This is a genomic window from Dermabacter sp. (genome assembly GCF_032550575.1).
In the GTDB taxonomy this organism is placed as follows: domain Bacteria; phylum Actinomycetota; class Actinomycetes; order Actinomycetales; family Dermabacteraceae; genus Dermabacter; species Dermabacter hominis.
In genome coordinates this window covers 210,908-231,275 of record NZ_JAWFZC010000001.1, presented here as the reverse complement: position 1 = coordinate 231,275, position 20,368 = coordinate 210,908, and the positions used below count along the sequence as shown (strand labels likewise).

Below are 20,368 nucleotides of genomic sequence, written 5' to 3'. Positions count from 1 at the left end.
GGCACGCAGCTGTGCCGTGTGGGTCCGACGGCTGCTCGGCAAGCGTCGGACCTGGACGTCTAGTTGCACTGACCGGGGACGTTAGTTGACTTGCGTGGCATCGCCCGGTCTCTGTATCCTCGGCCGCATGTACTCAGGCATCGCCTCGATGAAGCTGCGTTCCGTCCGCTGACGGCGGCGGGACCCCTTATGACCTCTCGTCTGCCGTCCTGGCCATCTGCCGGGCGGCCGCTTCGTGGTGCCCGGCTCCATGACGAGCTGAGAGTACACAATGCCAACCACAGAACCTTTACAGTCATGTGCTTGGATCGGGACATCCCAAGGATCCGCTGCACACATCCGCGCTGAATCACTCCACCTGACACTCGGCGACAGGCCGCTGCTGAGTGGGACTGACGTCACCGTCTCCACCGGGTCGCGACTGGCGATCGTCGGCGACAACGGCCGGGGCAAGACCACCTTGCTCCACATACTGGCGGGGATCTTGAAACCCGACTCGGGAGTGGTGACCCGGGTGGGTTCCCTCGTCCTGGTCAAACAGGACATGGCCACCGAGGGCGATCGCACGGTCGGTGACCTCATTGCCGAGGCTACCGCCCCATCCAGGGCCGCTCTGCAGGCCCTCGACGTGGCTACCGCGGCGCTGGCCGCGGGCGATGACGCGGCCGACGCCTATTCCGCCGCACTCGAGGCGGCCACGCGGCTGGACGCCTGGGATGCAGACCGCCGTGTTGACATCGCCCTGGCGGGCCTGGACGCCTGTAGCGACCGCGATCGGGTCCTGTCGACCTTGTCGGTCGGTCAGCGGTACCGGGTACGGCTGGCGGTCGCCCTCGGATCGACCCCTGACCTGTTGCTGCTGGACGAGCCCACCAACCACCTGGACGCGGCAGGGCTGTCGTTCCTGACTGAGCGCCTGCGGCACCACCCCGGTGGCCTGGCCTTAGTCAGCCACGACCGCGCCCTGCTGCGCGACGTGGCGACCAGCTTCCTGGACCTCGACCCGACCCGCGATGGCCTTCCGCGCACCTACGCGGGCGGTTACGAGGGCTGGATCGAAGGGCGGCAACGAGAACGGGCCGCCTGGGAGCAAGACTATGCCGCCCAGGTCGCCCGGCATCAGGAACTGACCCGCGCCGCCGACGACGCACGCTCCCGCCTGTCGCAAGGCGGTTGGCGACCCGACAAGGGAACGGGCAAGCACCAACGGGCTACGCGCGCTGCCGGGGTGGTCCAGGCTTTCAACCGCCGCATCGTGGACCTAGAGCGTCATCAGATCGACGTGCCAGAGCCACCGCTGCGGTTGGCATGGCCCATATCGTCAGCGCGGACCGGTCAGAACATCGTCAACGCCTCCATGCTCACCGTGACTGACCAGTTGACCACCCCGGTCTCGGTGGACATCAGCGGTGGAGACCGGTTGGTGGTCACCGGGCCGAACGGTGCTGGGAAGTCCACACTGTTGGGGCTTCTCGGTCGGCGACTGGCCCCGAGTACAGGCCAGCTGCGGGTGAACCCGAGGGTGCGCGTCGCCCTGTTGTCTCAAGAGGTCCCTGACTGGGACGACGCCCTCCCCGCACACGTGGTCTACGAGACGTACCTGGCCACGCAGGGCCGCCGATCACAGGCACCCTCCCTCGGCTCACTCGGGCTGCTTGAGCCCGCGGCAACCCGCACACCCGTGGGGCACCTGTCGCAAGGGCAACAACGCCGCCTCCATCTGGCCATGTGCCTGGCGGTGGACCCGGACCTGTTGCTCCTGGACGAGCCCACCAACCATCTGTCATCGAGCCTCGTCGACGACATCACCACCGAGCTCCTGCGGACCTCCTGCGCCACGATCGTCGCCACGCACGACCGGCAGATGCTCGACGACCTCACCGACTGGCCCCACCTCAGCCTTGCCCCAAAGGACCTGCCATGAACCCCCTTCGCCCCTTGTCCGTCCCCGGCTACCGACCGCTGTTTGCAGCGATGGTGCTCACCGTCTTCGCCCAGGGTGCCTGGGCCCTCTACTTAGCCATGCAGACCCTCGACCTGGGCGCCACGGCGGCCACCTTGTCGGGTGTCGTGGCGTGGAGCGGCATCGGCCTGCTCGCAGGTTCCTTGCCCGCCGGGGTACTTGCGGACCGCGTCGCCAAGAAGTCCGTCATCGTCGGCGTCCTCACTGTCAACCTCGCCACCTCGACGACGACCTCCACCGCCGCCATCTTCGACGCGGCCACTTTCTGGATGCTGGCAGTGTCCGCGTTCATCATCGGCGTCTCGACCGCCTTCTTCTTCCCGGCCTACACCGCGCTCGTGCCCGTCCTCGTGGGAAGCGACGACCTGATGGCCGTCAATGGGCTCGAAGGGACCACCCGGCCGCTGGTAGGACAGACCCTCGCCCCCGGTGTCGTCGGTGCCGTCATCGGCGCGAGCGTGCCCGCCGCGGGCGGGTACCTCATCGCCGGCGCGGTCGGACTCGCCCTGATCGCCGCCCTGCGGCTTCCTGCCCCTTGCTCAGCCGAGACCGACGCCGAAGCTCCGGCCACCTCTGCGCTGCGGGACCTGCTCGACGGGTTCGGCTACGTCGCCCGCACGCGCTGGGTTCGCTCCAGCGTGCTGTTGGCGGCCGCCATGGGCCTGGCCGTGACCGGCCCGCTGGAAGTTCTCCTGCCCGCGCTTGTACGTTCGACCCATGACAACGGTCCGGCTGTGTACGGAGTCGTCCTCGGAGCTCTGGGCGTCGGCGGCCTGGTGGGTTCCCTCGTCGCCGGCTCATGGCCCACACCCTCACACTTCCTGCCCGTAATGGTCGGCGCATGGGCACTCGGCTGCCTTCCACTGGCCATCTCCGCATTCACCAACAATCCGTGGATCATCAGCGCCGGACTGGCGGTCTACGGTGCGTCGATCGGAGTCGGGATGGTCATTTGGGGCACGGTCCTGCAGGAACACGTACCGCTGGAGATGCTCGGCCGAGTCGCCAGCCTCGACTTCTTCATCTCCATCGCCTTCATGCCACTGTCCATCGCACTCACCGGACTCCTCAGCCGACACATCGCCGCTGCCAGCTTGTTCATCGCCGCCGGACTCGTGCCGCTCGCCACGACGATCCTCCTTGCAGTCCTTGGGCAACTCCGAACGCCGCGGACGACGCCCGTCGCAGCAGGTGAGGAGTGATGCACGCCAACGCCACCCTGACACCTCGCCACCGGCTCAAGGTGGCTCAGCTCGTCGTCGACGACGGTAGGCCCATCAGCGAAGTCGCCGCTCGCTTCAAGGTCTCCTGGCCGACCGTGAAGAGGTGGGTCGACCGCTATCGCGCCGGCGAGTCGATGCAGGATCGCTCGTCCCGGCCGAAGACCTCACCGAACAAGACGGACAAGGCGACGACGAAGCGGTGCGTCAGCCTGCGGATACGGCTGCGTGAGGGCCCCGTGCAGCTCGCCGCCCGACTCGGCATCGCGCCCTCAACCGTCCACCGCATCTTGGCCGGTGCCCGACTGAACCGGCTCTCCTACGTGGACCGCGAGAGTGGCGAACCGATCGGCCGGTACGAACACCCCACCCCGGCTCCCTGGTCCACGTGGACGTGAAGAAGCTCGGGAACATCCCCGACGGTGGCGGCTGGCGCTACGTCGGCCGCCGCCAAGGCGACCACAACCGAACGGCGACACCGGGTAAGCCGAAGAGCAAGTGGCACAACCCCAGGCTCGGGTACGCGTTCGTGCACACCGTCATTGACGACCACTCCCGCGTCGCGTACACCGAGGTCCACGACGACGAGACCGCCGTCACCGCGGTCGGGGGCCTGCATCGGGCTGTGGCGTGGTTTGCCGATCGCGGCGTCTCCGTAGAGCGGGTGCTGTCCGACAACGGTGGCGCCTATCGCTCGCACCTGTGGCGGGACACCTGCGAGGCCCTCTCGATCCCCCCGATGCGGACGCGTCCGTACCGGCCGCAGACCAGCGGCAAGGTAGAGCGCTTCCACCGGACCATGGCCGACGGGTGGGCCTACGCCCGCTGCTACACCAGCGAGCAAGAACGACGCGACGCCCTGCCGGATTGGCTGCACCAGTACAACCAGCACCGCCCGCACACGGCCTGCGACAACCAGCCGCCGTTCTCACGATTGATCAACGTCCCCGAGCAGTACATCTAGTGGCGTGACTTACCCGAGAGATCCTGGCTCCCGGCCTCCCGGGCGACTATTGTGGAGGGACGTTAGGCCCTTGGCTGTGGCCAATCCCTATCACAAGGCCCACCCTAGCCTTGTCGTCCACGCAATCTCCACGCAATCGAGGAACGCGAGTGAATCAGAGCCCCGGCACGACCACCCTTTCCCATGAGGCGACGGCGCAGCATGGAGGCGGAAGTGACCGCTCGCTTCGCCGCACCCTTCTCGCGTACGTTGCTCTCACAAAGCCGCGCATTATTGAGCTCTTGCTCATCACCACTATCCCCACGATGTTTCTCGCGGCCGGTGGTTTCCCGTCGTGGCTGCTGATCCTCAACACGATGGTGGGTGGCTACCTCGCGGCCGGTGGCGCGAACGTCCTCAACATGTATCTGGACCGCGACATCGATGCGAAGATGAAGCGCACGAAGAACCGCCCGCTCGTCACGGGTGAGGTTTCGCCGCAGGCGGCTCTCGCATTCGGGCTCGCCCTGTGCGCGCTCTCGGTGGTGTACCTGTGGGCGTTTGTCAACGCGCCTTCGGCACTCCTCGCGCTCGGCGCGATCCTGCTGTACGTCGTGTTTTACACGATGATTCTCAAGCGCCGCACGAGTCAGAACATCGTGTGGGGCGGGATTGCGGGCTGCATGCCGGTATTGATCGGCTGGTCAGCCGTCACGGGTGGCGTCTCATGGAGCGCGTTCTTTCTTTTCCTCGTGATCTTTTTTTGGACGCCGCCGCACTACTGGCCGCTTGCCGAGCGTTTTACGCAGGACTACGCGCGCGCCGAGGTTCCTATGCTCCCCGTCGTGAGCTCGCGTACGACCGTCGCGAAGCACATGGTGTTCCACACGGTCATGATGCTGCTGTGCTCATTTGCGATTATCCCCCTCGCACCCACCGGCATCGTGTACACGGTGAGCTCGATCGTGTTCGGCGGCTGGTTCTTGTTCCTGGTTGTGCGATACGCGGTTCGCGTGCGGCGCGGTATGACCGGTTCAAAGCTCAATCCGATGGGGGTGTTCCACGCGTCGATCACGTACCTCACGCTCGTGTTCGTCGCGCTTGCCATCGACCCCTTCGTGGTGCTCTAGAGAGACCTCATGCCCCAGCGCGTCGACAGCGCTACACGCCTTGCCGAATACTTCCTCACGCACCTTCGCATCGAACGAGGATTGAGCCCCAATACCGTCGCTGCGTACCGCCGTGATCTCACGCGGTACCTTTCGTATCTCGACGAGAGCGCGATCGATGTGCGCGATGTTCAAACGCCCACGATTGCGGGGTATATCGGTGCTCTGCGGGAGGGGAGCGCGGGAACTGCTCCCCTTGCGCCTTCGTCCGCGGCGCGAGCGCTCGCTTCGATCCGTGCCTTCCACCGCTTCCTTGATGAAGAGAACGAAACGCGAACGGGCGATCCGGCGGCGCGGGTACGCGAAGCCTCCCGTCCTTTGCGCCTTCCCGATGCCTTGAGCGTTGAGGAGGTAACCGCGCTTATCGATGCGGCGTCGGGGCCTTTCACCGGGGGACTTGCCGCCGAGCGCGCCCTTCGCAACCGGGCCCTCGTCGAGGTGCTCTATGGCACTGGCTGCCGCATCAGCGAGGCGCTCGCGCTCGACGTTGATGACACTGCGCTAGCCGATCAGATCATTCGCGTGCGCGGAAAAGGCAATAAAGAGCGTCTTATCCCGCTCGGGCGCTACGCCCTCGAGGCACTCGAGGCATACCTCACTCGGGCTCGTCCAACGTTTCTCGCGAAAGGAAGCGGAAGCCCTGCGATCTTTCTGGGCAACAGGGGCACGCGCCTGACGAGGCAAGCCGCCTTTGCGATCGTCAAGACCGCAGCCGAGGATGCGAACATCACGGCACACGTGAGTCCTCATACGCTTCGTCACAGCTATGCGACGCATCTTCTGGAAGGTGGGGCCGACGTCCGCACGGTGCAGGAGCTGCTAGGGCACGCCTCAATCACGACGACCCAGCTCTACACACACCTGGGTCAACAGGCGCTTCGAGAAATACACGCGAGCTCTCACCCGCGAGCGCTGTAGTGGGGCGCGGGTGGAATTCGTATCCAGGGCTGCCGGTTAGACTTATTTTCATGGGCCGCGTGCAGTGAGTGCACGCGAAAGCCCGCGAACACCAACGACGTAGGGACAGGTACACGTGACAAAGAGCGAGCTTGATTTGAACCTCAATTACGGCCCCACGGGGCGCCCGCTTCCGGACTTTCCCGAGCCGAAGGCACTCGACTCTCACGGACCCGCGCGAATCATTTCGATGGTGAACCAGAAGGGGGGCGTGGGGAAGACGACCTCGGTCATTAATCTCGGTGCCGCACTCGCTGAGCTTGGCCGCAAGGTTCTTCTCGTAGACCTCGATCCCCAGGGCGCGCTGAGCGCCGGAACGGGCATTAACAGCTACGAACTCGACCTCACCGTTTACAACTTGCTTCTGGAGCGCGATCACGACATTCGCGAGGCGATCCAGCCGACGACGACGGAAAACATGGAGATTCTTCCGGCCAACATCGATCTGTCGGCGGCAGAAGTCCAGCTTGTCAACGAGGTCGCGCGCGAAATGGCTCTTGCCCGCGTGCTTCGCCCCGTCGTCGGTGACTACGACATCATTCTCATCGACTGCCAACCGTCGCTCGGTCTTCTGACCGTCAACGCGCTTGCGGCGAGTGATGGCGTCATCATCCCGCTTGGAGCCGAGTACTTTGCGCTTCGCGGTGTTGCCCTTCTCGTTGAAACGATTGAAAAGGTCCAGGACCGCATCAACCCGCGCCTCGAAATGGATGGCATCCTCATCACGATGTTCGATCCGCGCACGCTGCATGCGCGCGAGGTTGTGGCCCGAGTCGTTGAGGCCTTCCCCGACAAGGTGTTCCATACGGCAATCAACCGCACCGTGAAATTCCCGGACGCTTCGGTTGCGGCCGAACCGATTACGACGTTTGCCTCGAACAACAAGGGTGCCGACGCCTACCGCCAGCTTGCGCGCGAACTCCTCGCGCGCGGGGCAGCGGCTTGACGGGCCCGAATCGGCCGGGGCGCAGGCCGAAACGGCGCAAGAGCGACTTCACCGCGCCGAAAAAGGTGCGGCTTCGCGACTCCGCAGGCGCGCCGCGAGCACGTCGGGATGACTCCTCGCAGGCGCCGTCGGAACCTGTTCCCCATGACGGTGTACGTCTTCAGAAAGTGCTCGCGAATGCGGGTTTTGGCTCGCGCCGTGCGTGCGAAGCGCTTATCGCGCAGGGGCGTGTCTCTGTTGGGGGTGAGGTCGTGCAGGAGCAGGGAGTCCGCGTCGATCCGGGCACTGCCGTCATTCACGTCGACGGGCGTCGCGTGCAGCTCGACGAGGCGAAACTGACGGTTGCCCTCAATAAGCCGCGCAAGGTGATGAGCGCGATGGAGGATCCGCAGGGGCGCCGCACTCTCGAGGAGTTTGCGGCGCGCTACCCGGTGCGCCTGTACCACGTCGGCAGGCTCGACTATGAAACTGAGGGGCTTCTCCTCTTGAGCAACGACGGGGAGCTGACGCACCGCCTCACGCATCCGAGCTTTGAGGTGTCAAAAACCTACGTGTGCCGTTTTGACTGCCCGGGATCCTTCCCCCGGTCGATTCTGGCGAAGCTGCGTGCCGGCCTCGAACTCGACGATGGGCCGGCGCGGGCCGACCGCGCAAGCCTCGTTGCCCATGATGGGCGAGAGGCGATAGTCGAAGTCACCCTTCACGAGGGGCGAAACAGGATCGTTCGCCGCATGTTTGCTGCGCTCGGGTATGAACTTACGAGTCTCGTGCGCACGCGAATCGGGCCTGTCGTTCTCGCCGATCTTGAGCCGGGTGCTACGCGTGAACTGACCCGAAAAGAACTCGGCACCCTGATGGCGGAGGTCGGCCTGTGAGCATTGGCGCCAGTCGCGAAGCTGTAGCGCTCGAGGGCCCCGTTCTCGTCATAGGTGCGGGATTGATTGGCGGATCGATCGGCATGGCTCTCGGCCACGCCGGTCTCGACGTTCTCGTTCGCGATTCGTCCCCGGGAACGACCAGGCTCGCGTGCGAACTCGGGGTGGGGCGCGAGGTCCGCGAGGGCGACGAGCCGCAAATGGTCATTGTCGCGACACCACCCGATGTGTGCGCATCGGTGGCACTCGACGCTCTCGAGGAGTTCCCCGGGGCATGCGTGCTCGATGTTGCGAGCGTGAAACAGCCCATTGCGCAGGGGATGCTCGACGGTGCGGCGGCGAGAGGGCTTGACGCCTCTCGCTACGTCGGCACGCACCCGATGGCCGGCCGGGAAGTGGCAGGGGTGGTCGCCGCGAGGGGAGACCTGTTCAGGGGCAGGGCCTTCGTGGTGGTTCCGACGCCTGCGACCAGCCCTCGAAGTTTCGCCCTCGCACGGCTGCTCGGCGTTGAACTCGGAGCGACGGTCGTGGAGATCGAACCCGATGTGCACGATGAGGCCGTCGCCTATGTTTCGCACGTTCCGCAGATCGTCTCGAGCGTGCTCGCAAGTCGACTGACCGTGGCGAGTGAAGCGGCTCTAGGGCTGTCGGGGCAGGGCCTGCGAGATACGACGCGCATCGCCGCGAGCGATCCGAGGCTGTGGGTCGAGATCCTCTCAGCCAACGCGGGGCGCATCGCGCCAATCCTCAAGGCTCTAGGCGAGGATCTCGATGGGCTTACACGGGCCTTCGAGACGCTAGACGACATGGACCCGCAACCGGGCTCGCGCGCCCGCATTGCCCGGGCGATCGCTGCCGGCAACGACGGCGTTGCCCGGATTCCGGGCAAGCACGGTGGGGGAGCGGAGAGCTTTTGCCGGGTCACGGTGCTCGTACCTGACGAGCCCGGGGAGCTTGCGCGCCTCCTCACCCACATGGGGGAGGAGAACATCAACCTCGAAGATCTGCGCCTCGAGCACTCTCTTGGGCAAAGAATGGGGCTCGCGCACGTGAGTGTCACGCGCGCCGACGAACCTCGCCTCACCGCGATGCTTGAAAAGAGAGGTTGGGCACGCGCGGGCACAGAGTGATCGGCTGGCGCACGCGTGGACGCGTTCCACGACTAAACTTGGAATTTGACCAGCGACAGGGGAGGATAGACATGAACGGCGTCACCATCGCGATCGATGGCCCCGCAGGCTCGGGGAAGTCGACGGTGTCGAAAGAGGCAGCGCGAGCACTTCAGGGTGGCTATCTCGATACGGGGGCCATGTATCGCGCGGCAGCGTGGTCGTGCCTCAACAGCGGTGTCGACCTCGACGATCGCGAAGCCGTGACGGCCCACGTCGCTGAGTTCGACCTCGTGGTGCACACCAATCCCGATGATCCGGCGATTATCGTTGGCGGTACGGAAATTTCGGACCAGATCCGCTCAGAGGAAATCTCGACGTGCGTGAGTCGAGTGGCAACCAACACGGACGTCCGGGCCATCCTCCAGGAACGCCAGCGCGCCGTTCTGTTTACCACCGCAAACGAACTCGGGTTTTGTGTCGCTGAAGGCCGCGACATCACAACGGTCGTCGCCCCCGATGCCGACGTACGCGTGCTGCTGACGGCCAGCCCGGAAGCTCGACTAAGGCGCAGGGCGGGCCAGCTCGGTCTTGAGGAAACCGAAGACGTGCGCGAGCGTATGCGCGACCAGGTTCTTCGCCGCGATGCTGATGATTCGACGGTTTCCGAATTTACGGAAGCAGCCGAAGGCGTGCACCTTATTGACACGACCGACCTCGACATCGACGAGGTCATCAACACCGTGCTCGAGCTCGTTCCCGGAATCGAACTCATCGATGATGAGCCCGAGAACGACGAATCTCTTTCGGGGGAAATCCCCGAGGCTTTCGACGACAGCAATCTCGACGACGAGGCTCGCACGGCATCGCTGCGCGCCGGCCTCGAAGACTACGGCCTCGACGAGGAGGATCGCAGCCTCCTGACGGAGGAGTACGCCCCCGTTGCGAGCGCCGACGATGAACGAATGCTCCCGGTCCTCGCCGTGGTCGGCCGGCCAAACGTCGGAAAATCTACCCTCGTCAATCGCATCCTCGGGCACCGCGAAGCGGTCGTCGAGGATACCCCCGGGGTGACCCGAGACCGCGTGTTCTACGAAGCGAACTGGGCTGGCCGTGACTTTATGCTCGTCGACACGGGTGGTTGGGAAGACAAGGTTGACGGCATTGCCTACCGGGTCGCCGAACAGGCTGAACTCGCCATTGGCCTCGCCGATGCCGTGATGTTCGTCGTTGACGCGAACGTGGGCATCACTCACACCGACGAGCAACTCGTGCGTGTTCTCCGACGCTCCAAGAAGCCCGTGCTCCTCGTCGCTAACAAGGTCGACGACCAGCGAGGTGAACTCGAGGCCGCAGCCCTCTGGAATCTGGGGCTCGGCGAACCGCACCCCGTTTCGGCTCTTCACGGACGCGGCTCAGGAGATGTGCTCGACCGTATCCTCGACATCCTTCCGGAAGAAGGGCAAACGCGTGCCAAGCCAACTGGCCCGCGCCGCGTGGCTCTCATCGGTCGCCCCAACGTCGGCAAGAGTTCCCTACTGAACAAGCTTGCGCGCGAGAACCGCGTCGTCGTCGACCCTACCGCTGGCACCACACGCGACCCGGTCGACGAAGTCATCGAACTCGACGGACGCGAGTGGACCTTCGTCGACACGGCAGGCATCCGTCGCCGCGTTCGCCAAAGTGAAGGGGCTGACTTCTTCGCATCGATCCGGACCCAGGCCGCGCTCGATCGCGCCGAAGTCGCCGTCGTTCTCCTGGAAGCATCAGAACCGATTTCGACCCAGGACCTCAAGATCATCGACATGGTCCTTGAATCCGGCCGCGCACTCGTGCTCGCGTTCAATAAGTGGGACTTGATCGATGAAGAGCGGCGCGCCCAGCTCGAATGGGAAATCGAGAAGGACCTCTCCCACGTTCGATGGGCTCCCCGCGTGAACATCTCCGCTCTCACCGGGCGACACACGGACAAGCTCGTCCCCGCGCTCGATCTCGCACTCGAATCGTGGGACACGCGCATCCCGACCTCGCGCCTGAATGCCTTCCTCGGAACGCTAGTTGCGGCGCACCCGCACCCGTTGCGAGGCGGCAAGCAACCGCGCATCCTCTTTGCGACGCAGGCCCGTACGCGTCCGCCCCGCTTCGTGATTTTCGCTTCAGGCTTCCTCGAACACGGCTACCGCCGCTTTATCGAGCGTCGTCTGCGCGAGGACTTCTCGTTCGACGGTTCCCCCGTGGAGATCAGCGTTCGCGTTCGCGAAAAGAGAAAGAACAGGTAAGGAGGGACGCGATGCCCACGCCCGACTTCGTTCTTAAGCTCCGCGAGAAGATCGGTCACGACCACCTGTGGCTCTCGGGTGTGACGGTCTTCGTCTTCGACGACGACAGAACTCATTGCCTCCTCGTTCAGCGCGCCGACACCCACCAGTGGACGCCTGTTACGGGCATTATCGACCCGGGGGAGGAGCCCGCCCGTGCAGGGGTACGCGAAGTCCTGGAAGAAACGGGATGCGCGTGCACGATCGAGTTTCTCTCGAATGTGGGGGCCGTCGGGCCCGTCACGCATGCCAACGGCGACCTCGCAAGCTACCTCGATCTCGCCTTTGTGGCCACCCACGTCAGGGGAGAACCGCACCCGGCCGATGGTGAGAATCTCCAAGCCGCGTGGTTTCCGATCGACGACATGCCCGAGCTCAACCGTCGCTTTCGGGCAGGCCTGCGCCGCGCGATCGACCAGCTCTTCAGCGGTGACCGCGCGGCGTATTTCAAACGGTAAAAGCCTTCAGCATTCGTGCACGGGGCGCTCGAACACGACGGCCATGGGGGTCTGCTGCGACCCCTGCCCAAGTGGGTTATCCGCGAACTGCGCCTCGTAGTGCTCCCGCTCGCGTGAAGCCGCAAGGCCCAGAACGTTGCGCCCGATATCGTTCGCATCCATCACGACGACGCCGTCGAAAGTCTCGACGAAACGCGCAGGGACGACCTCGCGAATAACATCCACGAGGTGAGCTGCAACGAGATCCGGATCCTTTGGCGGAAGTTTTGCCGAGACGTTCGACGGGTACACCGAGTATTCAGTTGGACCGTCGATCGCCCGGACATCGGCTCCCGCGTGCTCATAAAACACGCCGCGTTTGCCTCGCAGCTTCCCGAGGGCACCGAGGGCCGCGGCATACGTGATGCGGGCAAGCCCAGCCTCATTGATCGCGAGCTGCATCGTGACCGGGTCACCGAGGCCGATCCCCGCGGGGGTGCGTGTCACGAACCGTGACAGTTGCTTGGCGGCGAAAGACGGCTTGATTTCCCATACGAACCACGAACGGCCCTGCATGATCGCAATGATTTTCTCCGACACCGTGAAATTCCAGCGGCGGTTCTCGGTTGCGTGACGATCCTCGTTCGTGCCCCGCTCGTCAAGGTCCTTGAAGAACTGCTTGACGTAGCCCGCAATTTCCTCATCCATGCGCGAATCCTTGGAGAACTTCGCCGTCTGAATCGGGTAGCGGCGTGCTAGCGTCCCGTCGTTCAGCTCGAGATCGAGCTGTTTGCCCGCGTTAGCGGTGAGCGGGGTGTGCGGATCGGGCGGCAGCGACTGACCGTTATCGTCGGCCAGCACGTCGGAATCCTCATGCGCGTCGAGAGCCTCGAGGTCATCCGCGTCGAAGAAAACGCGCGCCCACAGTTCCGCACACGCGAAGCGCCACAACTGGGCGGCGCTGACGCTCGAACGGCCATTGATGTGCGCATCGAAAGCCTTAAGAACCTCGGCTTGGTCAAACCATCCGCGGGTGCCAAAGGTCTGCGACGAGAACAAAGAAAAGTACGTGCCTTTAATGCGCTTAAACCAGGCTGTTTCTCGCTCCTGCATGGAAAGCGACGGGGCTTTTTCGTGTGCCTGGTCGTAGGCCGCCTCGATGAGGGAGCGTGTCCCTGCGCCCCCGAAGGCGGTCTCCTCAAGCGACGCATAGAAACGGAGAACTTCGAGATCGGTGAACGGGGAGCGCACCATGACGTGACCGCCAAGCGCGTGCGCGGCTTTTGCGCGCTGCTCCGCTTCATGAGACCCGGAGGTCGCCAGGGGTGCGAGAGGGCCCTCGTATTCGGGAGAGGGTTCGAAGCCAATCGCCCGTTCCCTTTCGCCGCTTCGCAGCGAGGGGCCAAGGAGGGATTCGCATCGATAACGTGCGCTCCCTCGCACCGCACCCACAACGCGGGTCAGAAGTGAGGATCCAGTGTCGGAAGCCCTGTGGAGCGCCGAGGCGCCATAGGTATCGAGAGCGAGCTGCTGTTCACCCTGAATGCACGCGCGAAGATGAAGCCACGCAAAGTAGGACTCGAGCGAGACCGGAGGTTCTTCATACGTGCGAAGCACAAGCGGGAGATCCTTCTTCAAGCTTTGTGGCGTGCCCGTCACGACGCCCTGGTGCTCGCGGGCATCGCTGGATGGGCCACCCGCGCTAGGTACACAGCGCAGGACCTCAAGCGGCGAATCCGTTGAGCGAACGGCATGCTCGAGGGCTTGTGAAGCAACCGGATCGAGCTCATTCACGAGGGCCGCCCCCTCGCCGGTGGCGCGTCGCGTGACCGCATCTGTAAGCCGCGTCCGGAACTCTTCAATGCATGAGTGGTCGGCGCGGCGCGGGTTCGAGGGAGCAGCGAAAACGTCTTGATGCGCATCCAGGAGAGGAGTGCGCACGAGCCCCTCGCGTGCGAATTTCACCGACTCTCCCGGCAATACGCGAGCGATGCCAGAGAAGAATGTTTCACTACCGCGCTGAGTATCGCCGAGAAGGTAGCGGCGCAGCACGTCGGTGTTGGGCTCGCGCGGGATATCCGTGTGACGAAGGAGGTCGGCGATCGTGGAGGCAAACGCGATTCCCGTTGACGTGCGCGCGTAATAAAGAGGCCGCGATCCGAAAACGTCTCGCGCGAGGACGAGCGAGGAGTCAGCGTCCATGAAAGCCAGAGCAAACTCGCCGTTGAGCGTGGCGAGGCTGCCTACACCCTCCGCCTCGATGAGACGCGACGTAGCGTCGGACCCTTCGGAGCCCGTGAGAGCGCAGCGTGCCCCTGACGGCAATACGTACCCCTCGAGTGCACACCTTCCGCTTTCGATGACCTCTGGCCACGCCTTGATGTCCCCTTCGTGAGTCACATGACCGAAAAATGTGGGCATTGCACCAACCTCCATAAGCCTCATTTTGCTCTCGACTATAAGTCAGAGACATCGGGCGAAATACAAAGAAATGGGCGAGGCACCCGAAGTGCCTCGCCCATTGATCCGCGTCGGGCTGACAGGATTTGAACCTGCGACCCCACGACCCCCAGTCGTGTGCGCTACCAAACTGCGCCACAGCCCGCGGTTTTCGACTTGTCCACTATAGCCGAGGTGTTTGCCGAATCGCGAATTCACAAGGGTGAGGCGTGCCACGCTTGCCGCTTGGTCAAGAACAGCTAAAAGGTTCGCAGTGTTGGGCCAAAAAACGAACATATGCGCAAAACGCGGTGGCAAAATGGGATCGGAAGTTTTGGACTCTCATGCCGGTTCGCGGGATGGGGCGTGTGAAGAAAGAAGGTCTGCAACATGAATGAACACGTGTTTGACTCCACCCCCGAGCAGACCACCAAAATTTCTCCCATCGACGGCAAGGTGGAGTTCACCGAAGACGCCGAGCACGGTCTCTCTGCCCAGGATCGCCAGGCTGTTGAGGCGCTGCCCGCAGGCACGGCCCTCCTGATCGTGCGCAAGGGCCCGAATATGGGGGCGCGCTTCCTGCTCGACTCGGAAAGCACCGTGGCCGGCCGCAACCCGGAATCGGAAATCTTCCTCGATGACGTCACTGTGTCCCGTAAGCATGCGACGTTCGTGCGCACCGAAGGGGGCTTCCTGATTCTCGACATGGGGTCTCTCAACGGCACCTATGTGAACCGCGAGCTGACCGAGGAAGCCCACCTGAGTAACGGCGACGAGATCCAGATCGGCAAGTACCGTTTCACGTTCTTCACGCTCTCGTGAACCCGCGGCGAGAAAAAATTCTCGCCACACTTCGGCGCGTTTAATCCCGCAAGCTTGCAGGGATGGGTATTCTGTCCTCGAGACTTTCTCCCTTCCCCGACACGAAAGTCCTACTGGAGGCACACGTGAGCAAGCGCGATAGCAGCACCTTTGGTGCGCAGAGCACAGTCCCGGCAACCGAAGCCCAGGGAGTCCTTTTCGACGATCTCGTCGATACTCCCGGCGAACTCGGCTACCGTGGCCCGGCGGCGTGCAAAGCTGCGGGCATTACGTACCGGCAGCTTGATTACTGGGCGCGCACAGGACTCGTTGAGCCGAGCGTCCGTTCAGCCACGGGCTCGGGCTCGCAGCGCCTCTACGGCTTCCGCGACATCCTGGTGCTCAAGGTCGTCAAGCGACTCCTCGACACGGGTGTTTCGCTCCAGCAGATTCGTGTCGCCGTCGATGCCATGCGTGCGCGCGGCGCCGACGATCTCGCACAGATCACTCTCATGAGCGACGGTGCCTCTGTCTACGAATGTACGAGTGCCGAAGATGTCTTCGACCTTGTCCAGGGCGGCCAGGGTGTGTTCGGTATCGCTGTTGGTCGAGTGGCGCGCGAGGTTGAAACCGATCTTGCGATTCTTCCGAGCGTCGACCCGCAGCACGACGCCGCTGAGGCTCTTCGCGACGAACTCGCCGCACGCCGCGCGCGTAAAGCCAGCTAAAAGAACATCGACGCCTCGACGTTGAGCCGAGCCGTCACGCCTACTGGCGCCCCTTTATGCATGTCACGTCGGGATTTATCGACATGCGTAGAGGGGCGTTTGACATTGAGGCAACGAGGGGAACGGGCCCCGCGAAAGGCCGCGGCCCCTCGCACCGGAAGCCCTAGGAGTTCTGACGCGAGTCCATGATCGTCGCGAGGAGGCGATCGAAATCCTCGGTGAGCTGCTTCGCGCTTGAACCTTCGTACGCGTGGAGGGGGATGGCCCCGCCCTGTGCCTGCTGAAGCCCCACGCGTTCTTCGAGAACGGGGTCGAGCACGCGATCCCCGAAGAGTTCGCGCAGCTCGTTGAGGCGAAACTGGTGTTCCACGCTGCGGGGGCGATAGCGGTTCACGAGGATCCCGAGCGGTTGCAAACGGGGAGCGATGCCGTTGTCATGGAGTTCATCGGCGAGCTTGAGTGCTCGGTCGGCAGCGGAAACGGCGAAGAACCCGGGTTCGGAGACGACGATGGAGCGATCCGAGGCTGCGAGAGCCATTTGCGTCAGGCCGTTGAGCGAGGGCGGGCAATCCACCAGGACGATGTCGTAGTGGTAGGAACGCTTGTTCAGCGCCTCCCGAAGGCGTCTTACGCTCCGTTGCGCGAGGGCGGGGGAGTCGAGCCTCGACGAGCGATGACTGCCCGGGATGATGTCGAGGTGGCTCGAGGCAGAAGCCTCGCCGTTTTCGCCAGCTACCCACGGAGATTGCACGATGGCACGGTCGACAGTCTCGGTTCGCCCTGACGCAATCACCTCGGCGATGTCGGGCTCACCTCCCGGGTGCCCGAGTAGGCCGAGAGTGGTATCGCCCTGAGGGTCGAGATCGAGGACAAGTGCGTTCACGCCCTGGTTGAGGGCCGCGGACGCGAGACCGAGAGTGACGGAGGTCTTTCCGACGCCGCCTTTGAGTGAATATACGCTGACGACAAACACGCTATTTAGCCTATCGAATCCGGGCCGGGGTCTTCGCCTTCCTCGTCCGTGTTTTCCGGCTCATCGAGGATTTCTTTGAGGAAGTCCTCGACTTCGGTCGTGAGGTTTTCGGCGCCGGGGAGGGGAGTGTCGGCACCGGGAGTGAGGTGCTGCACCATGCCGTCCATACGCGAGTAGTTGTCCTCGAATCCCTTGATGAGTGAGGCAAGCTGCTCGTTCTCAGCCGCACTCTGGTCGAGGGCTTCGCGCACCTCGGCAATCTTTTCCTCGAGCTTCTTGTTTGGCGTAAAAGCTGGGCCGCCTTCAATATCGAGCGCCGTAAATAGCGCAGGGAGAGCCGGGTAGTACTCGATCTCGTGCGCATAGGACGGCACGTGAGCGGCGAGGCCGATGATGGGGTGGCCAGCCTCAGCCATGCGTACAATGAGCAAAGCCGGGAAGGACGCCCGCATCTCGATGGTGCCCGGGAACGGGCTTGCGAGAACCAGGTCCTTGGGATCGCCCGCGTACCTGCTTACCGCGACGGGGCGCGTGTGCGGTGTAGCGCCGGGAAAACTCGTGGCGACGAGCGTGCGCGTCACGCCGAGCTGTTCAACGATGATCCTGACCGCGTGCGCCACGCGCTCCCACTGGAAATTAGGCTCGGGGCCGCTGAGAAGCAGGAACGGCGCCTCGCCCTCGGGCGAGACCTCGCGAAGAGTGAGCGCGGGGGAGGAGTACCCCGTGAGGTGATCCTGCTCGAGCGAAATGGGCGGCCGCACCGCCGTGTAGTCGATGACTTGATCGGAGTCGAACGTCCCCACGATGCGATTGGGATAGTTGTCCGTGATGAACTCGTCGAGTTTCTCCTGGACACGCCCGGAGTCGACAAAAGAGCCGAGAGTCACGACGAGCGTGCTCGCGTGAAGGGAACGTGAGTCGACATCGCGTTCATAGCTGAAGAGCGTGGTGGGATCGAGCACGGAAAACCTCCTAATGTGCACGGTTTATACACCCTAGAACGCCCGGCTGGCGAAGAGTTATTCCGCTGCCGATTAGACTTGTGACGTGGCTGTTCACAAAATCGTTCTCTTTTATGTTTTTACTCCGCTTGCCGACCCGGAGGCAGTGAAGCTGTGGCAGTTTGCACTCGCCGATTCGCTGGGCCTCAAGGGCCGCGTGATCGTCTCGAAAGACGGCATTAACGCGACGGTGGGCGGTGAGATCGGCGCGGTGAAGCAGTACGTCAAGCGTACGCGAGGTTACGCGCCGTTCCGAGCCGCCGACATCAAATGGTCCGACGGGACAGGCCGCGACTTTCCAAAGCTCTCCGTGAAGGTCAGGGAAGAACTCGTGACGTTCACCGTTCCCGAGGAAGTCAAGGTGGGAGCTGAGGGCGTCATTGGCGGGGGAGAGCACCTGAGTCCCGAGGCCCTGCACGCCCTCGTCGACGCCCGAGGGTCGGACGTCGTCTTTTTCGATGGTCGTAACCGCATGGAGGCGGAAATTGGCCGTTTCCGCGGCGCCGTTGTTCCCCAGACGGAAACGACGCGCGATTTCGTCGGCGAGCTCGAATCCGGCATGTACGACGACCTTAAGAATCGCCCCGTGGTCACGTACTGCACGGGCGGAATCCGCTGCGAGGTGCTCACGGTACTCATGAAGAATCGCGGCTTCAGCGAGGTGTACCAACTCGACGGCGGGATCGTCCGCTACGGGGAAAAATACGGCAATGATGGCCTGTGGGACGGTTCCCTGTATGTCTTCGATGGGCGCATGCACATGGAGTTCGGCGGCGGTGCCGAGTCGCTTGGGTCATGCGTTGCGTGCGGAGAAAAAACGCCGGTGTATGTCAATTGCGTGAATCCGGCGTGCCGCCAGCAGTTCTTGCGCTGTGAGGCGTGCACGAGCAAAGGTCTCGCTCCCGCGTGTGGTCAGTGTGAACAATAGCTTTGTGCGTCACCGGCGCGGTGAGGGCTGGTGTCGTTGTGCGGGGTAGGGGTCCGACGATTGATGAGCAGCCGTCGGACCTAGACCCGTGAGGCGCTTTCCGCACCGACTTTACATAACGTACATTATCGGCGTAATGCGTGTGGTGGGGCGGAACTGCGCCGATGCCAAACCCCCACAACTTCTATGCAATTCGCGTGAGTGCTTCTTGGTAGCTAGGTTCCGCTTTCTTGAGCCGCGCGATCACGTAAGCCGTGACGGGAATAGCCGCGTACTGCACGATGACCTTGTGCAGGAATCCGAAGGCCGTGTAGTTCAGCCACTGGCCGAATGTCGTAATTCCGAGCACCGGCGCGGCAATCGTGCAGAAAATGATCGTGTCGACGAGCTCGCCCGTACCGCTTGACATGAGTAGTCGAGCGACGATGCCGGGCTCGCCCGTGCGCCGCTTCATTCGGCTCACAATGAACGAGTTCAGGCTCTGCCCGGCAAGAAAGCCGCACAGAGAAGCAAGAACGATCTGCCATACAGGCCCAATCGCGAGCTCGAGCGCTCCCTGTTTCGCAACTCCATAGTCGTCATCGAAGCCCGGGAGCCAAATGATGACGGCGTAACACACGACCGCGAAAACGTTGAGGGTGAACGACGTTAGGATCGCGCGGCGCGCTACACGCGGTCCATACAGCTCGGTGATGATGTCGCCGAGGATATAGGCAAGAGGGAAAAGGAAGAACGCCGCGTCGGTAATCACGAATCCGATCGTGACGCCCTTGGCGGCGCCAATACCGGAAATGACGACGACGACTGCCATGAGCGCGCTCAGGACGTCATAGTGGGAGTTCCCTCGTTTCGCATACACGGCCTTGCCGCGTGCAGAGCGATCTCCCGCTTGTGGAAGGTGTTCGTTCATTGCCTCACTCCAGAGATTTTTTCACGGAAAACGGGTTCCACGGCGTGCGGTGGCCGTGGCCATCATGCCCGTGCACAAACGTTTCGAGGATGGCCTCAATAATGGTGGAGGTTTCTTTCTCGAGCCTCTCCCCCGTGGCTAACTCTGCAACCATGCGATTGAGATATACGCCAAGGAGTGTTTCAGCAATTGCCTCGGGCTGTGCCGAAAGCGCGATGGGTTCCGTTTTTTCGAGCTCACGAAAAGTATCGGCGATTCCCGTGATAAGCCGGCCACGCTCGCGCGCGAGCCGGGGCCTCGCACTTTCGTCATGGAGCGCAAGGGCGACCGCCTCGGTGTGCATGAGGTACCAGGCGAGGCCGAGCGGGCGAAGCGCTTCAAGAGTTTCAAAGAGCCCCTGTACTTGCCTGTCGGTGTTCCGTGGCACGGAGGAAGTTGCCTGCAGTGAACGACTCGTGACGACGGCGAAGGCCTCCCAAAAGACCTCCTCTTTGGACGTGAAGTTCGAGTAGAACGCTCCGCGCGTGAAGCCTGCCGCTCGCGTGAGGTCGTCAACGGTCGCGCCCTGGGCGCCTTTTTGGGTGAAAACATCAATCGAGGCTTCAATCAGCATGCGGCGCGTATGGGTTTTTGAGCGCAGCTGAGGGGTGT

The 20,368-nt window shown here is 63.3% G+C and carries 17 protein-coding genes, 1 tRNA gene and 1 pseudogene; 13 read left to right on the top strand and 6 right to left on the bottom strand.

Annotation, left to right across the window (positions count from 1 at the left end; genetic code table 11):
• Window positions 1-271 precede the first annotated feature (271 nt).
• The 10 genes and pseudogenes from E6X30_RS01105 to E6X30_RS01060 all read left to right on the top strand — a co-directional run bounded on the left by E6X30_RS01105 (window position 272) and on the right by E6X30_RS01060 (window position 11,958).
• A complete protein-coding gene (locus E6X30_RS01105) occupies window positions 272-1,924 on the top strand; it encodes an ABC-F family ATP-binding cassette domain-containing protein (RefSeq protein WP_016664600.1) in 1,653 nt (550 codons plus the stop codon).
• Window positions 1,921-3,165, top strand: coding sequence for an MFS transporter (locus tag E6X30_RS01100; protein WP_016664599.1), 1,245 nt, complete (start codon window positions 1,921-1,923; stop codon window positions 3,163-3,165). Before E6X30_RS01105 ends, E6X30_RS01100 begins: the two co-directional genes overlap by 4 nt.
• Window positions 3,162-4,147: pseudogene (locus E6X30_RS01095) on the top strand (IS481 family transposase). The gene E6X30_RS01100 and the pseudogene E6X30_RS01095 overlap by 4 nt, the downstream one beginning before the upstream one ends.
• Before the next feature lie 149 nt (window positions 4,148-4,296).
• Window positions 4,297-5,256 (top strand): heme o synthase, encoded by a 960-nt coding sequence (locus E6X30_RS01090; protein ID WP_070436066.1) that lies wholly within the window; start codon window positions 4,297-4,299, stop codon window positions 5,254-5,256.
• 9 nt (window positions 5,257-5,265) lie between these two features.
• Entirely contained in the window at window positions 5,266-6,213 is a 948-nt protein-coding gene (xerD, locus tag E6X30_RS01085) for a site-specific tyrosine recombinase XerD (protein ID WP_316335561.1), read from the top strand.
• 115 nt (window positions 6,214-6,328) lie between these two features.
• A complete protein-coding gene (locus E6X30_RS01080; RefSeq protein WP_016664594.1) occupies window positions 6,329-7,198 on the top strand; it encodes a ParA family protein in 870 nt (289 codons plus the stop codon).
• Window positions 7,195-8,073 carry a pseudouridine synthase gene (locus E6X30_RS01075; RefSeq protein WP_316335560.1) on the top strand — a complete coding sequence of 293 codons (879 nt, stop codon included), beginning with the start codon at window positions 7,195-7,197 and terminating at the stop codon, window positions 8,071-8,073. The genes E6X30_RS01080 and E6X30_RS01075 overlap by 4 nt, the downstream gene beginning before the upstream one ends.
• Window positions 8,070-9,203, top strand: coding sequence for a prephenate dehydrogenase (locus E6X30_RS01070; protein ID WP_316335559.1), 1,134 nt, complete (start codon window positions 8,070-8,072; stop codon window positions 9,201-9,203). The genes E6X30_RS01075 and E6X30_RS01070 overlap by 4 nt, the downstream gene beginning before the upstream one ends.
• A gap of 71 nt (window positions 9,204-9,274) precedes the next feature.
• Entirely contained in the window at window positions 9,275-11,461 is a 2,187-nt protein-coding gene (gene der / locus E6X30_RS01065; protein WP_316335558.1) for a bifunctional cytidylate kinase/GTPase Der, read from the top strand.
• An 11-nt stretch (window positions 11,462-11,472) separates the two neighbouring features.
• Entirely contained in the window at window positions 11,473-11,958 is a 486-nt protein-coding gene (locus E6X30_RS01060) for an NUDIX domain-containing protein (RefSeq protein ID WP_016664590.1), read from the top strand.
• Window positions 11,959-11,964: 6 nt separating this feature from the next.
• Here E6X30_RS01060 and E6X30_RS01055 read toward each other — a convergent pair whose 3' ends face one another.
• The gene (locus tag E6X30_RS01055) at window positions 11,965-14,358 is read right to left on the bottom strand and encodes a hypothetical protein (RefSeq protein ID WP_316335557.1); all 2,394 of its coding nucleotides are present in this window, start codon (window positions 14,356-14,358) and stop codon (window positions 11,965-11,967) included.
• Between the two features lie 110 nt (window positions 14,359-14,468).
• A tRNA-Pro gene (locus E6X30_RS01050) sits at window positions 14,469-14,542 on the bottom strand.
• A 224-nt stretch (window positions 14,543-14,766) separates the two neighbouring features.
• Between E6X30_RS01050 and E6X30_RS01045 the strand changes: the two genes are divergently transcribed.
• Both E6X30_RS01045 and E6X30_RS01040 read left to right on the top strand, forming a co-directional pair.
• On the top strand, window positions 14,767-15,198 hold the full coding sequence (locus E6X30_RS01045; RefSeq protein WP_061211961.1) for an FHA domain-containing protein: 432 nt from the start codon (window positions 14,767-14,769) through the stop codon (window positions 15,196-15,198).
• 125 nt (window positions 15,199-15,323) lie between these two features.
• The gene (locus tag E6X30_RS01040) at window positions 15,324-15,905 is read left to right on the top strand and encodes a MerR family transcriptional regulator (protein ID WP_016664587.1); all 582 of its coding nucleotides are present in this window, start codon (window positions 15,324-15,326) and stop codon (window positions 15,903-15,905) included.
• A gap of 163 nt (window positions 15,906-16,068) precedes the next feature.
• Here the strand turns inward: E6X30_RS01040 and E6X30_RS01035 are convergent, their stop codons facing one another.
• Window positions 16,069-16,878, bottom strand: a complete 810-nt coding sequence (locus tag E6X30_RS01035) for a ParA family protein (protein WP_016664586.1) — start codon at window positions 16,876-16,878, stop codon at window positions 16,069-16,071.
• Between the two features lie 5 nt (window positions 16,879-16,883).
• A complete protein-coding gene (locus E6X30_RS01030; RefSeq protein ID WP_034373208.1) occupies window positions 16,884-17,840 on the bottom strand; it encodes a PAC2 family protein in 957 nt (318 codons plus the stop codon).
• 85 nt (window positions 17,841-17,925) lie between these two features.
• Between E6X30_RS01030 and E6X30_RS01025 the strand changes: the two genes are divergently transcribed.
• Window positions 17,926-18,807: a rhodanese-related sulfurtransferase gene (locus E6X30_RS01025; RefSeq protein ID WP_070436061.1), complete on the top strand. Its 882-nt coding sequence runs from the start codon at window positions 17,926-17,928 to the stop codon at window positions 18,805-18,807.
• 184 nt (window positions 18,808-18,991) lie between these two features.
• On the opposite strand, the gene E6X30_RS01020 is transcribed toward E6X30_RS01025, so the two are convergent.
• Window positions 18,992-19,717 carry a queuosine precursor transporter gene (locus tag E6X30_RS01020; RefSeq protein ID WP_316335556.1) on the bottom strand — a complete coding sequence of 242 codons (726 nt, stop codon included), beginning with the start codon at window positions 19,715-19,717 and terminating at the stop codon, window positions 18,992-18,994.
• A 4-nt stretch (window positions 19,718-19,721) separates the two neighbouring features.
• Complete coding sequence (locus E6X30_RS01015; protein WP_316335555.1) at window positions 19,722-20,330, bottom strand: TetR/AcrR family transcriptional regulator; 609 nt, start codon at window positions 20,328-20,330, stop codon at window positions 19,722-19,724.
• Window positions 20,331-20,368 lie beyond the last annotated feature (38 nt).